The sequence below is a fragment of the Methylobacterium sp. P1-11 genome (assembly GCF_008329595.1).
Classification (GTDB): domain Bacteria; phylum Pseudomonadota; class Alphaproteobacteria; order Rhizobiales; family Beijerinckiaceae; genus Methylobacterium.
The window spans coordinates 46,667-60,376 of record NZ_NPKS01000038.1 but is presented as its reverse complement, the minus strand read 5'-3'; the positions used below and the strand labels follow the sequence as shown (position 1 = coordinate 60,376).

Genomic DNA, 13,710 nt, shown 5'->3' with positions numbered 1-13,710 from the left:
GCGCGTCGGGAAGAACCACCGCATCAACTCCGGCCCGCCTTTCCCGAGCGGATGCTCCAGGCTTTGGTCCGGGCCGGCCCCGAAGCCGTCGACAGACACTGCAAAACCTCTCACGCGCACCTTGCTCATGACAGTCAGACTTTCGCGTTCAGGATGAGAATGAGGTCATCGAGCTGCTCGAACTGTTCGCCCCAACCGCTCGTGCTTCCAGAGGACAAGGCATCGTCGAGCGCTCTCTTCGAGGGATAGAGTTCGTGCACGACGACGTATGTCGCACCGTCCCTTTCCTCGAACGTCACTGTGGTGACGGGTCCGTCCTCGCCCTCTTCGTCGTTGGTCCAGACGACGCGGGCATGGGGCGTCACCTCGACGTATCGGCCAAAAAACGCCATGGGCCGATCCGAGGACGCATGGCCCATGAGCAGACGGTACGTACCGCCCGTGCGGATATCGGCCTCGAACGAGATCAAAGAGACGCCGCAGGATTTGGGCGCCCACCATTGCTGGAAAAGCTCTGGCTTGGACCACGCTTCGAAAACGATCCGCGCCGGACCGTCGACGGTCCGCGAGACGGCGAGCTCCCTGTCCGATACCCGCTCCACTGTCGTGCGTGCCTTCCCGGCGGGGTTACTCTGTCTACCTGCGTGCATCAGCAGCTCGCTCGCCATCGCTTGCCTTCCCTCACGCCGGTTGGCGCGGGCCGGCAACGCCGAGCCTGTTGCCCGCTGGGTCGGCGATGTAGGCCGAGTAGCTGCCGCCGGGGATCGGATCGGGACCCTGGAGCACCGTGCCGCCTCTCTCGCGGACGGATGCGAGCGTGGCATCGATATCGGCCACATGGACGTACCAATTCCATCGGGCCGGCGCCTCGGTGGCCGTACTCGACATCACCGCGCCAGGGCGTAGGTCGCCTTGGCCGATGAAGGCGTACTCACCCATCCCGCCCATCGGCATGGCCCCGAGCTTCTCCCAGCCGAACAGCGCTCCGTAGAACGCGAAGGCAGCCTCGGGATCGGGGGTTGCCAATTCGATCCATACGCCTTGGCCGAGGGTTTGCTCCGTCCCAAGGGGCACCGGGCCAAAGGCCCGGCTCTCGTCGGGGCTCGTCGCCGCCATCAGGGCGAAGACCACATCCTGCGGATCGCTGACCATGGCGAACCGGCCGACATGGGGGATGTCGACAGGCCCGAACCGGATCTGGCCACCGAGCTCCACTACGCGGGAAGCTATGGCGTCGACGTCGAGGGTCGCGAGGTAGACCGCCCAGCCGGGAAAGCCAGGAGCTTCGGGCATCGACCCCCGGATCCCGGCCACGGGCATTCCGTCAGCCTCCGCAACTCGGTAGCCGCCATGCTCGAGCATTGGGGATGGTGTGATGCGCCAGCCGGCGACAGCCTCGTAGAAGGCTTGTGCCGCGTCCTGGTCGGCCGCGTTCAGCTCGAACCAGATGGGTTTACCCTCGGCAGTTGGCATCAGGCGCATTCCTCCCTGACAACGGGCGCATTGGCCGCGTCGCGGCACCCCTTACAGCCCCGCTTTGCCCAGGCTGGCATTCTCGGTTATACAAAGCAACAATGCAGTCAGAAAAAATAACCAAGGCGGCATCTGCGCCACGAGAGCGTCGGTACGACGACGCTTGCGGCACTGCGCTCGCCCTGGAGTTCATAGGCGAGCGTTGGTCGCTGCTGATCATGCGCGAGTTGGTCTTCGGCCCTCGCCGCTTCGGCGAGCTTCGAGCGAACCTTCCAGGCATCAGCGCCAACGTGCTAAAGCAGCGCCTGGAGAGCCTGGAAGATGCAGGCATCGTCCGCCGCATCCGGCTGCCGTCGCCGGCGAACGTGCAGGTCTACGACCTAACGGCGTGGGGCCGTGAGGCTTCGCCGTTGATGCGCGCCATGGGACGTTGGGCCGCTCGCTCGCCGCGGCATGACCCACGCCTGTTCATGTCGGCGGCTTCAGCCATGATGTCGCTTCAGGCCCTGGTCGAAAGCACGCGGGCCGCGGAGCTGTCCGTGTCGGTCGCCTTCCACTTTCCCGGCGAGGATTTTATCGCGACGGTGACCGGCGGCGAGATCCTTGTGAACCGTGGTGTCATGGACGCACCCGATCTCGCCTTCACCGGCGATACTATGGCGATGCGCCGCACGATTTATGGCAAAGCGCCTCTGGCCAGAGACGGTGCGGGCGGAACGCTCGCCTTCGCTGGCGAGGCCGATCTCGCACAGTCCTTCGTCGATCTCTTCGCCCTGCCCACCAAAACCGCCTGAGGAACCCTTTAACGGACGTGCCGGTCTTCAGCGCTATGCCGGAGTGCGGAGTGAGCTGCGCGATGGCAGCTCAAAACGCAACTTCGCGGAAGCGGACGTGCCGCTTCTAGCCGCAAGGCCGAAGGTTGTCGAATGGCAAGCTGGGGTCGGCAAGAGTCCGTCGGCTTTTCTGGCAAACTTTCTCCGAATTGGACCGGCGTCTTTCGGCCACAATCAGTGAGGTTCCTGTATCAAGTCGCCCGAAATCGGACTTTCTAATGAGTTGAGTAAGATCGGGATTTGTCTTTCGGGCTGCGCGGCCTGGATGTCGGCTCTAACTCACAGCGGCGTCTGTGGGCGGCTTGGTTGGGTGTAGGCTGGGTGAAAACGCGCTGATCTGGTAAGGTAAATCCCGGATGTGCCACGCTGACAGTGCTGGCCAACCGGGGCTGACTCGCCCGTAAGCAGGGGTGGCCTGTGCGGGCACCGGCGAGCCGCCGTGCGGGCCGAAGACCCGGGCCTCTGGCGACGCGAAGCGCGGTCTCCTCACGGGATAGGACTTCGTCTACGATGCCGGAAGGAACCATTACACCTTCCCTACCGGCCGGCACCTGAGCAGGTAGGACCTCTCTTCCTCACCCGTTCGGATGCGCAGGTCCGCGATCTGTCCTAGGCTTCGACCATGCAGGACAAGGATGCCCTCATCGCTGGCCTCACCCGCTCAGCCGAGCCGGCGGCCGCCGCCGCGGTCGCGCGGATGATCCGGGCCGGAAGCGACGCGGAACTCGCCGCTGTCAACGCGCTCGCCTTCGCCGCTGAGCGCGGGCTGGCCGAGGAAGCGGTGATCGGCGCACTTTTGCACGCCACCCGCCTCGGCCTGTTCGAGATGATCTGGAACGTCGTTTGCCCGAGCTGCGGCGGCATCCTCGACGCCAACGCCACACTGAAGGAGGTGCGGCAGGATTCCTACCACTGCGCGTTCTGCGCGCTCGACGCCGAGCCGACGCTGGACGATACCGTCGAGGTAAGCTTCCGCGTCAGTCCGCGGATACGCCGCATCGCCGCCCACGACCCCGACGGGCTGGCTTTCTGGGACTACCACCGGCAGGTGTTCTTCGGTTCGGCCGTCGACTTCCCCGACGCTGCAGCCTTCGCCAAACTCGCCGGCAGCGCCCTTCTCGAGTCGGCGGAACTGTCAGCGGGCGAGCGCATCATCTTGGCGCTGCACCTGTCCGGGTCGGTGATCGTGCTCGATCCGGTGACACACGCCACGCACACCATCGAGCTCGACGGCGAGCCCACGGACGAGCGTCAAGAGCTAACCGTGGTCTTCAGCGACCGGCGCGGCTGCGCAACGGGCAGCGCGCTCCGGCCCGGCCCGGTGCGACTTACGCTGGACAACCGCACCACCGCGCGCGTCCTGCCTGGTGTGTTCTCGGCTGGCGAGGCACTCCAGACATTGATCGGCGGGCGGCGGCCGTTCCTCAGCGCCAAGCGCCTCTTAAGCAACCAGACGTTCCGCGACCTCTACCGCACCGACACGCTGGCGATCGACCAGCGCCTGAAGGTGACGAACCTCACCTTCCTGTTCACCGATCTTAAGGGCTCCACCGCCCTCTACGAGCGGGTCGGCGACCTCATGGCCTACGACTTGGTGCGGGCACATTTCCGCATCCTCAACGAGATCGTCGCTGCGCGTTCCGGCGCGGTGGTCAAGACGATCGGCGACGCGGTGATGGCGACCTTTCCAACGCCGGACCGCGCGCTCGCCGCCGCGCTCGCCATGCGCGAGGCGATGGTCCGGTTCAACGTAGGGCGCGGCGCAGACGAGTTGGTCCTCAAGATCGGCATCCATGAGGGCCCTTGCCTCGCGGTCAACTCTAACGATCGGCAGGACTATTTCGGGCAGACGGTCAACATCGCCGCGCGGGTGCAGGAATTGGCCGGATCCGAGGCGGTGTTCGCCACCGAGCCGGTCGTGAGCCACGCCGGCTCAGCCGGGCTGCTGTCGACGCGGCGGGTTCGTTCCGAGCGGCGCAGCCTGCGCGGCGTCGGCGAAGGCGTCACGGTCTACGAGATCGCCTGACCCTGCCGCCGCGGTGGCTGTACGGTAGGCCCTAACAAAAAGGCGGCTGCGGATGTCGCCGGGTAGCCCTTCGCTCGGAAAGGACACCGCAGGCTGCAACCTGTCACGATCAGTCTTCTACATTCGTCTGTGGCCGATCACTGCCTCGGACGGTCTCGTCGTGCCATTGGTACCGCTCATCCTCGTAGCTGATCACCGTATCGTCATCCGGGGCTCGCTGCTCCGCCGCGGCACGTGCAGCGGCCGCATGAGCGTCGCTCCGGGTTGGGAAGGTCTCAGAAAACACATCACCGACTTTGTAGGCCCAACCCCCATCGTGCTCGACGATCTGGTACGTGACGAATGCCATAACGACTCCTCAATTCAGGTTGTCGCGCGGGAGCAAACGGCTCTTCCGCTCAAGAACGATGTGGCCCCAGCTCTCGACGGCTTTCCGCACGACACCTAACCGCACGGCCGACGTACCGAAACCGAGTGGGTCCATGCGAGCCGTACATATGAGCGCTCCAAGTTCGATTGCCTCGTGATCGCCGTAGCGAGCACGAACTCGTGACAGTCCTAAGCGGGGAAAGCCGCATCCAAGGATTGCGACTCCTCGGAGGTCAGCTCCAGATTCATAGCTGCCGCGTTCTCCCGCACGTGAGAGGGCGAACCCGATTCGGGGATCGCGATGGCTTGTCCCCGGCGCAGCACCCAGGCCAACGCGACGGCCGACGGCGCCTGCCCATGCGCCGCGGCAACCCGCAGCACGGCCGGGTGCCTCAGGACTTCCGAGCCCTGACCGCCCAGCGGAGAATAGGCCATGATGGGCATGCGGTGCTGTGCGCACCAGGGGAGCAGCTCGCGCTCGATTTTCCGATTGACCAGGCTGTAGGCGACCTGATTGATCGCGCAGCGCTGTCCAGACGCGACGCGGAACAGGTCTTCCATGTCGGTGACGCTGAAGTTCGAGACGCCCCAGCGGCGAATGTGACCGACGGCGCATAAGCGTTCGAACGCGTCGACGACCTCTGTCAGATCTTTCACACCATCGCGCCAATGAAGCAGGTAGAGGTCGAGGTGATCCGTGCCGAGGCGCGACAGGCTTGCAGTGCAGGCACTGCGGATGCCCGCTGCCGTGGCGTGCCCCGGATGAACTTTCGAGACCAGGAAGACGCGTTCGCGCTGCCCGGCGATCACGCGTCCGACGAGTTGTTCGGCCTTGCCATCGCCATAGACCTCCGCCGTGTCGATGAGCGTCATCCCGAGGGAAAGGCCGAGGCGCAGCGCTTCCTCTTCTGCAGCTGGCGGGTGCCGACCTTGGCCGAGATGCCACGAACCCTGCCCGATTGAGGGGACCGTCGTGCCGTCCGGGAGCGTGATTGTAGGAGACGTAGTGCTTAATGCGGGCAGCGAGGTCGCGGCGAAGCTGGCACAGAAGAGGCCGAAGATGCGGCGCGTGACGGTGCTCATGGCCGGTTCCGATCGGTGAGGAACGCCACTTCCGACTATAGGTGGGCCGACGCGACCTCCAAAGGGGCAGCAAGGGTGCGGACGCATCGTGTCCGCTTCATTGTCTCACCGTCTCCGAAGCGGACCAGCGGCTTTCGGCCAAGAGCCGCCAAGATTGGCTTGTCCGGCTGCTTAGAAGCGGACGTCAAAGCCTTCTGCAATAGATGGCACGCGGCCATCGGGACGGAGCCCGGAATCCAACGCTCAATTTCACTCCGGGGCCGCTGACTGGCCGAGCCCAGCAGCAATCACTGACGCGATCCAAGTCGTTCGTTTGGTGACGCGAAGAGCTCCGACGCTGTCCTGGGTTTTTGGCCAACTGGAATGCATTAAGCTTGACTTCAGCGGATCTCGCCGCCTGCTTTCCAGACGCATATCGAAGGGAGGTCGCGTCCTCCGAGCGACCGTAGGGAGGCAAAGTCGCGTCATTGCAGGCTGGCACACAGACTGTGCGTTGCCGATGGCGAAACAGCTCGGTCGTCGCGTCACATCGCCCCGAGCGCCCGCGGAAGCCACAGGGACAGGGCGGGCCAGTAGGTCACCAGGACCAGGAAGGCCAGCATCGTCAGGAGCCAGGGCAGCACCGCAACCGTCAGCTCGGAGATGCCCATATGGGCGATGCCGCTGGCGACGTAGAGGTTGAGCCCGACCGGCGGGTGGCACAGGCCGACCTCCATGTTGACCGCCATGATGATCCCGAAATGGATCGGGTCGATCCCTAGCTTGACGGCGATTGGGAACAGGATCGGCGCCATGATCAGCAGGATCGAGGACGGCTCCATCACGTTGCCGGCGATCAGCAGGATGATGTTGACGACGAGGAGGAAGATCAGCGGGCTGAAGTTCATGGCGATCAGCCACGCCGCCATCGCCTGCGGGATGTTCTCCGACGTCATCAGGAACGAGAACAGCACGGCGTTGGTGATGATGTAGAGCAGCATCGCGCTCATGTTCGCCGAGGCGAGGAGCACCCGGGGCACGTCGGACAGCTTCAGGTCGCGGTAGACGAACACCGCGATGACGAAGGCGTAGACGGCGGCGGTTGCGGCCGCCTCGGTCGGCGTGAAGATGCCGGCGTAGATGCCGCCGATCACCATCACCACGAGGAACAGGCCCCAGGCGCTCTCGCGGAAGGCGCGCAGGCGCTCGCCCCAGGAGGCCTTCGGCATGCGCGGGTAGCCGCGGCGCTTGGCGATGACGAAGGTGACGCTCGCCAGCATCGCCGACAGGACGATGCCGGGCATCACGCCGGCGAGGAACAGGTTGCCGATCGAGGAATTCGTCGATACCCCGTAGAGCACGAGGATGATCGAGGGCGGCACGAGGATGCCGAGCGCCCCCGATGTGGTGATCACCCCGGCCCCGAAGCGCTTCGGGTAGCCCTCCGCCACCATGGCGGGCAGGATGATCGAGCCGATCGCCACCACGGTGGCCACGCTCGACCCCGAAACGGCGGCGAACAGCGCGCAGGCGACGACGCCCGCGAGCCCGAGGCCGCCCGGCCAGTGCCCGACGAGGGAGGTCGTGAAGGCGATCATCCGCCGCGCCACGCCGCCCTGGGCCAGGAAGTTGCCGGCGAGGATGAAGAACGGGATCGCCATGATCGAGAAGTTCTCGATCCCGGTGAACAGCTTGAGCGCGACGCTCTCGATCGGCACCTGCGTCAGCGTGAACAGGAAGGTCAGCACCGTCAGGCCGAGCGCGATCGAGATCGGCATCCCGGTGAGCATCAGGGCGATGAGCAGCCCGAAGATGATCAGGCCGCTCATGCGGGGCCTCCCTCGCGGCCGAGCTGGATTGGGTCGATGCCCTCAACGGTCGGGACGCCGTCGACATGGGCGTGGTCGCGGCCGGGCAGGTGCCCGGTCGTCCAGTAGCCCCACGCGACCTGCAGGAAGCGGAAGCACATCAGGTAGGAGCCGAGGGGGATCGCGAGGTAGACGATCCAGACCGGGATCTCCATGTCGGGCGTCGTCTGATCCGTGTGGCCGATGCGCCAGACGAAGTTCGTGCCGAGGGTGCCGACGATCCCGGTGAACAGGGCGCCTGCCGCGAGGCTGACCAGGACCATGATCCGGCTCGCGCCCGGCGGCAGGCGGTTGACCAGCACGTCGACGCCGACGTGGATGCCGGTGCGCACGCCGTAGGCCGCGCCGAACTTCGCGACCCAGATAAACATGTAGATGCACAGTTCCTGCGACCAGCCGAAGTCGATCCGGTCAGTGTAGTCCTGCAATGCCGGAATGCCGGAGAGGAACCGGTGCACCACCGTGGCGAAGGTGATGACTGTCGCGGCCGCCATCAGCGTTCCGATCAGCACCTCTTCGAGCCGATCGAGCAGTTTCAGCAACATGGTCGGTCCGGGCGCTGCTGCGGCGGGATCAGTTGTTCGGCGCCGCCTCGGCTTCCTTGTTGAGCGCCGCGACCAGATCCTTGCCGACGCGGGAGGCCATCTCGCGCTGCACCGGCGCCAGCGCCTTGCGCCACGCGGCGTTCTCGGCCTCGCTCGGCGTGTAGACCTCGGTCTTGCCGGTGGCGCGGATGTCGGCGAGCGCCTTCTCGTTCTGCTTGTCGGCGATCTCGTGCTCGTAGGCGGTCGCGTCCTTGATGGCGCCCTCGAGCGTCGTGCGGACGTCGGCCGGCAGGCCGTCCCAGAAGCCCTTGTTCACGATGACCGCGTAGCCGATGTAGCCGTGGTAGGTCAGGGTGGCGTGCTTCTGCACCTCGTTGAGCTTCTGGGTCGTCACGTTCGACGGCGGGTTCTCCTGGCCGTCGACCACGCCGGTCTGCAGGGCCTGATAGAGTTCGGAGAAGGCCAGGACCTGCGGCAGCGCGCCGAGCTGCTTGAACTGCGCCTCCAGCACCTTCGAGGACTGGATCCGGAACTTCAGGCCCTTCACGTCCTCGGGGGCGTGCATGGGCTTGTTGGCGGTGAGGATCTTGAAGCCGTTGTCCCAGTAGCCGAGGCCCTTGATCCCCTTGGATCCGAGCTTCCTGAACAGGTCCTGGCCGATCGGTCCGTCCTGGACGCGCCGCAGCACCTGCTCGTTGGGGAAGATGTAGGGCAGGTCGAAGGCCTCGAACTCCTTCACGCCGAGGGGGCCGAACTTGCTCGTGGACGGCGCCAGCATCTGCACGGCGCCGAGCTGGAGCATCTCGACCTCTTCCTTGTCCTTGTAGAGCGTGCTGTTCGGGTAGATCTCGACCTTGACCGCGCCCTTGGTGCGCTCCTCGGCGAGCTGCTTGAACCGCTCGGCGCCCTGACCCTTGGGCGTGTCGGTGGTGACGACGTGGCTGAACTTGATGACGATCGGCGTCTGCGCCGCGGCCGGCGCGATGAAGGCGAGCGCACAGGCGAGCGCACCGAGAATCCGAGCCGTCATCGTGTCCTCCCAGACTGATTCCGCGTCGTTGCGCAGATTGAATTTTGGATAGACTTGCAGTTGGGCGCGGTGGCGACAAGCGCGAAAGTGCGACGCCCGGGGGTAGATGTCGCGCGCGGCGGCGGTTCTCTCCCTCGTCCGGGACGACGCGAGAGCCGGATCCAGCGGGATTACGCCTTGTCGCGCCCGCCGATGAAGGCCCGCACGGCCTCCCGGTGCTCGGGCGTGGCGGTGACGACGGCATAATGCGAGGAGATCAGGTCGAGGTTGGTGCGCAAATCGTTGCGCATCCCCTGGTAGACCGCGCGCTTGATCAGGCTCAGCGTCAGCGGCGGCGCCTTGGCGATCCTGCGCGCCAGAGCCGCGACGGCCGGCATCAGATCCGCGTCGGCGTGGACGCCGTTCACGAGGCCGATCCGCAGGGCCTCGTCGGCGTCGACGAAATCGCCGGTGAAGAACAGTTCCAGCGCCTTCGCGGTCCCGACGAGACGGGGCAGGAAATGGGCGCCGCCCGCACCCGGGACGAGGCCGACCCGCACGTAGGTCTCGGCGAAGCGGGCGCTCTGCGCGGCGTAGCGCAGGTCGCACATCAGGGCGAGGTCGAGGCCCGCGCCGGTCGCCACGCCGTTCAGGGCGGCGATCACCGGCTTGTCGAGATCCTCCAGCGTCAGCGGGATGCGCTGGATTCGCGCGTGGAGCTCGTCCTTGCGCCGCGCCGGCGGCTGGTCGAGGCGCTCGCCCATCTCGACGATGTCGCCGCCGCTGCAGAAGGCCGAGCCCGCCCCGGTCACCACCACGACGCGGATCGCCGCGTCGGTGCGGCAGCGCTGCAGGGCCGCCGTCCAGGCCTCGATCATCGGGAAGGTGAAGGCGTTCTTCCGCTCGGGCCGGTTCAGCGTGATGGTCGCCACCCCCTCCGCGACGGAGAACAGCAGGTCCTCGCCGGCGTCTCGGGTCTCGGTAGTCATCGGGCGGCCTCCAGGGGCGCGGTGTCGGGCTTGTCCGGCGCGTCGATCAGGGCGGCGATCTCCGCCGGGTCGAGCCCGGCCTCGGCCAGGACCTCGGCGGTGTGCTCGCCGTGCCGGGGGGCGTGGCGGCGGATCGCGAAGCGGCTGCCGCTGAACGAGACCGGCCGGCGCATGGTACGGTAGCGCCCCTCGCTCGGGTGCTCGGCGCTGCCGAAGAAGCCCACCGCCTTCAGGTGCGCGTCCTCCGGCAGGTCCTCCAGGCCGAGGACCGGCATGCACGGGATGCTCACCGAATCGCAGAACGCCACCCACTCGGCGGTTGTCCTGCGCGGCGCCTCCTCCTCCACCAGCGCGTAGAGGATCTCGATGTTCTCCACCCGCACGGCGAGCGGCGCGAAGCGCGGGTCGTCCACGAATTCGAGCCGGCCGGTATGGATGAAGAAGTCGCGCCAGTTCCGGTCGGAATAGGGCAGGATGCAGGCGTGGCCGTCCCGGGTCCGGTAGGGCTTGCGCCGCGGGCTCAGCACCCGGTTGAAGCCCGGCGGCCCCAGCGGCGGCTCGAAGGCGTAGCCGACCATGTGCTCGACGAAGTTGAACTCCACCATGGTCTCGAACATCGGAACCTCGACCGCCTGCCCGCCGCCGCCGGCCCGGCGCTCGTAGAGGGCCGCGAGGATCGCGCAGGCGATGGCCTGTCCGGCGATCTTGTCGCACAGCACGGTGGGCAGGTAGCCGGGCTGGCCGGTGGCGGCTGTCTGGAGGGCCGCCAGGCCCGAGCCCGCCTGGATCAGGTCGTCGTAGGCCGCCTTGTGGGCGTAGGGGCCGTCGGCCCCGAACCCGTAGGCGCCGCAGAAGACGATGTCGGGCCTGAGCGCGCGCACGCGATCGTAGCCGTAGCCCAGGCGCAGGATCGCGTCGGGCCGCATCGAGTGGACGAACACGTCGGCCGTGGCGATCAGCCGGTCCAGTGCCGCGCGCGCCGCAGCCCGCTTCAGATCGAGGCGGACGCTGCGCTTGTTGCGGTTGAGGTGCAGGAAGTTGCCGCCCATCCCGGCGCCCCGGGCCGGCCGGTAATGCCGGAAGGAATCGCCCTCCGGCGTCTCGATCTTGATCACGTCGGCGCCGAGATCGGCGAGGATATGCGTCGCCGAGGGCCCCATGATCACGCTCGTCAGGTCGACCACCCGCACGCCCGCGAGCGGCCCGGCCTTCTTCGTCTCGGCGGAGTGGTCCGGCACGCACTGATCTCCCATCTCAGCCGGCGCCGCCCCGGAGCCGGACCAGCATCGGCCAGAGGGCCGCGCCGCCGCCCGCGCAGACGGCGCGCCCGATCCGCTCCTGCCAGAGGGCGTCGGATCCGAACTCGTCGCGCCAGGACCAGAGCCGCCGCGTCGCGCGGTGGAGCGGGTGCTCCTGGGTGAAGCCCATGGCCCCGTGGATCTGGTGGCCGATCGCCGCGACGTGCCCCGCCGCCTCGCCGCAGCGCGCCTTGGCGATCGCGGTCGCGAGGACGAAGCGCGGGTCGCCCCAGCAGGCCGCCGCGAGATCGGCGGCCGCGGTCGCGGCCGCGACGTGGCCCGCGGCCTCGGCCAGCATGTGCTGGATCGCCTGGAACTTGGCGAGCGGCCGGCCGAATTGCTGCCGCTCCTGGGCGTGATCGAGGGCGGACCCGAGGCAGGTCTCCAGGGCGCCCACCATCTGCTGCGCCCGAACCCAGGCGCCGACGGATTCGACGGACGGCACGCCCGCCTCGGTCGCCCAGCCCGGCGCGGCCCGGATATCGTCGGCGGGGACGGTGCAGCCCGTGAGGTCGAGCGTGTCGCGCGGCTCGCCCGCGAGATTGTGGTGCGTGTCGCGGATCGTGCCGGGCGCGGCGATCCGCACGAGCTGCGGGACGCCGGCCGCGTCGACGGCGTCGAGGAGGAAAGCGGCGACCGAACCGCCCCAGGGCACCTGCGCGACCCGTCCGTCCAGGACGAAGCCCTTCGCCTGCGGCGCGATCCGCACGGGGCCGCCGCGCGGGACCAGCGACAGGGCGTCGGCGCTCGCGCCCCCGCCGGCCGCGGCCCAGAGCGCCGCGCCCGCGACGGTCTCGGGCAGCGGCAGGGGCAGGGCGGCCCGGCCGCAGCGCCGGATCAGCCGGGCGGCGGTGCCGGCCGCGAGGCCGAACCCGCCGTCCGCCTCGGGAACCAGCGCCAGCGGCAGGCCGCTCTCGGCGAGCGCCGTCCAGAGATCCGCGGGCCAGGCGGCCGCCCCCGCGGCGCCGTCGCAAGCCGTGCGCAGCGCCGGCGTGAGGTGCTGGGCGAGCAGGCGCTCGACCTGATCCAGGACGATCCCGGCGACCTCGTCGCCGGTCTCCTCCGCGGCGTGCTCGGTCCGGCTCATCGCAGCCCCAGCCCCCGGGCGATGACCCCGCGCAGGACCTCGCGGGTGCCGCCGCGCAGCGTGAAGGACGGCGCCCTCAGCGTGACGCCGCCCAAAGCCTCGCGGAAGGCGTCGCCCTGGGCCGCGAGGCTCGGCTCGACCGGCACCAGCCGCCGGGCGATCTCCGGCACCGCGCGCTCGAAGCCGTTACCGACGTCCTTGACCAGAGCCGCCTCGACGCTTGGCACGATGCCCCGGTCGAGCAGGCAGGCCACCGAGGCCGACATGCCCAGCAGCGCCGTGAGCTGCGCCACCAGCCGCCCGGTCTCGACCGCCTGGAACCGGTCCGGTTCCGGCCCGATCCGGTCGACGAGTTCGACGAGCAGCCGGTAATCCGACAGGAACCGGTCGGGCCCCGAGCGCTCGAAGGCGAGCTCCTCCGTGACGAGACCCCAGCCCGCGCCCTCCGCGCCGACCCGCATCGCGTCGTGCACGCGGTGATCGGTGAAGAACACCTCGTTGAACTCGTGATGGCCCGACAGGTCGAGGATCGGCCGCACCGTCACCCCCGGGGCCGCCATGTCGACGATGAACTGGGTCAGCCCGCCGTGCCGGTCCGGCCCGGGCTCGCCGGTCCGGACCAGGGCGAGCAGGTAGTCGACCTGATGGGCGTTCGTCGTCCAGATCTTGGAGCCGTTGATGACCCAGCCGTCGCCGTCGCGCACTGCCCGGGTTCGCACGGCGGCCAGGTCCGAGCCGGAATTCGGCTCGCTCATGCCGATGCCGAAGGCGCATTCCCCGCTGCAGATGCGCGGCAGGATCGCCCGCTTAGCCGCCTCGGTGCCGTGCCGCAGGATCTGCGGACCCGACTGGCGGTCAGCGATCCAGTGCGCGCCGCAGGGCGCACCGGCCGCCAGCATCTCCTCGGTGACGACGAAGCGGACGAGGCCGGATCGGGCGTGGCCGCCATAGGCCTCCGGCAGGGTCAGGCCGATGAAGCCCGCCGCGCCGGCGCGCCGGCTGAAGGCGGCGTCGAAGGTCGTCCACGAGGTCCGGTGCGGCACGAAATGGCCGTCCGCCCGTTCCGCGTCGAGGAAGGCTCGGACGGAGGCGCGCGCGGCCTCGGCCTCGGGCGGGAGCGGCTCGGCGCTGAAGCGGAAACTGTGCATCGG

13 protein-coding genes and 1 pseudogene are annotated in these 13,710 nt (G+C 68.0%); 2 read left to right on the top strand and 12 right to left on the bottom strand.

Going from position 1 to position 13,710, the window contains the following annotated elements; translation table 11 throughout:
* From CIW48_RS34290 to CIW48_RS28030, 3 genes and pseudogenes are all read right to left on the bottom strand, one after another.
* A pseudogene (locus CIW48_RS34290) lies at window positions 1-129 on the bottom strand (dihydrofolate reductase); the annotation flags it as partial.
* Window positions 130-134: 5 nt separating this feature from the next.
* On the bottom strand, window positions 135-668 hold the full coding sequence (locus CIW48_RS28035) for an SRPBCC domain-containing protein (protein WP_173009424.1): 534 nt from the start codon (window positions 666-668) through the stop codon (window positions 135-137).
* A gap of 13 nt (window positions 669-681) precedes the next feature.
* The gene (locus tag CIW48_RS28030; protein ID WP_149313699.1) at window positions 682-1,473 is read right to left on the bottom strand and encodes a VOC family protein; all 792 of its coding nucleotides are present in this window, start codon (window positions 1,471-1,473) and stop codon (window positions 682-684) included.
* Between the two features lie 101 nt (window positions 1,474-1,574).
* On the opposite strand from CIW48_RS28030, the gene CIW48_RS28025 reads away from it, so the two are divergent.
* Window positions 1,575-2,267 carry a helix-turn-helix domain-containing protein gene (locus CIW48_RS28025; protein WP_149313698.1) on the top strand — a complete coding sequence of 231 codons (693 nt, stop codon included), beginning with the start codon at window positions 1,575-1,577 and terminating at the stop codon, window positions 2,265-2,267.
* 661 nt (window positions 2,268-2,928) lie between these two features.
* Window positions 2,929-4,332: an adenylate/guanylate cyclase domain-containing protein gene (locus CIW48_RS28020; RefSeq protein ID WP_149313697.1), complete on the top strand. Its 1,404-nt coding sequence runs from the start codon at window positions 2,929-2,931 to the stop codon at window positions 4,330-4,332.
* 109 nt (window positions 4,333-4,441) lie between these two features.
* Here CIW48_RS28020 and CIW48_RS28015 read toward each other — a convergent pair whose 3' ends face one another.
* The 9 genes from CIW48_RS28015 to CIW48_RS27975 all read right to left on the bottom strand — a co-directional run bounded on the left by CIW48_RS28015 (window position 4,442) and on the right by CIW48_RS27975 (window position 13,707).
* A complete protein-coding gene (locus tag CIW48_RS28015) occupies window positions 4,442-4,681 on the bottom strand; it encodes a DUF2188 domain-containing protein (protein ID WP_149313696.1) in 240 nt (79 codons plus the stop codon).
* 209 nt (window positions 4,682-4,890) lie between these two features.
* The gene (locus CIW48_RS28010) at window positions 4,891-5,784 is read right to left on the bottom strand and encodes an aldo/keto reductase (protein ID WP_149313695.1); all 894 of its coding nucleotides are present in this window, start codon (window positions 5,782-5,784) and stop codon (window positions 4,891-4,893) included.
* Window positions 5,785-6,308: 524 nt separating this feature from the next.
* Window positions 6,309-7,592, bottom strand: a complete 1,284-nt coding sequence (locus CIW48_RS28005; RefSeq protein WP_149313694.1) for a TRAP transporter large permease subunit — start codon at window positions 7,590-7,592, stop codon at window positions 6,309-6,311.
* Complete coding sequence (locus CIW48_RS28000) at window positions 7,589-8,176, bottom strand: TRAP transporter small permease (RefSeq protein WP_149313693.1); 588 nt, start codon at window positions 8,174-8,176, stop codon at window positions 7,589-7,591. The genes CIW48_RS28005 and CIW48_RS28000 overlap by 4 nt, the downstream gene beginning before the upstream one ends.
* A 28-nt stretch (window positions 8,177-8,204) precedes the next feature.
* Window positions 8,205-9,206, bottom strand: coding sequence for a TRAP transporter substrate-binding protein (locus CIW48_RS27995; protein WP_149313692.1), 1,002 nt, complete (start codon window positions 9,204-9,206; stop codon window positions 8,205-8,207).
* A 170-nt stretch (window positions 9,207-9,376) separates the two neighbouring features.
* Window positions 9,377-10,174, bottom strand: coding sequence for an enoyl-CoA hydratase-related protein (locus tag CIW48_RS27990; RefSeq protein WP_149313691.1), 798 nt, complete (start codon window positions 10,172-10,174; stop codon window positions 9,377-9,379).
* The gene (locus tag CIW48_RS27985) at window positions 10,171-11,412 is read right to left on the bottom strand and encodes a CoA transferase (RefSeq protein WP_246695448.1); all 1,242 of its coding nucleotides are present in this window, start codon (window positions 11,410-11,412) and stop codon (window positions 10,171-10,173) included. The genes CIW48_RS27990 and CIW48_RS27985 overlap by 4 nt, the downstream gene beginning before the upstream one ends.
* A 16-nt stretch (window positions 11,413-11,428) precedes the next feature.
* Window positions 11,429-12,559, bottom strand: a complete 1,131-nt coding sequence (locus CIW48_RS27980) for an acyl-CoA dehydrogenase family protein (protein ID WP_149313689.1) — start codon at window positions 12,557-12,559, stop codon at window positions 11,429-11,431.
* Window positions 12,556-13,707: an acyl-CoA dehydrogenase family protein gene (locus CIW48_RS27975; RefSeq protein ID WP_149313688.1), complete on the bottom strand. Its 1,152-nt coding sequence runs from the start codon at window positions 13,705-13,707 to the stop codon at window positions 12,556-12,558. The genes CIW48_RS27980 and CIW48_RS27975 overlap by 4 nt, the downstream gene beginning before the upstream one ends.
* Window positions 13,708-13,710: the final 3 nt, after the last annotated feature.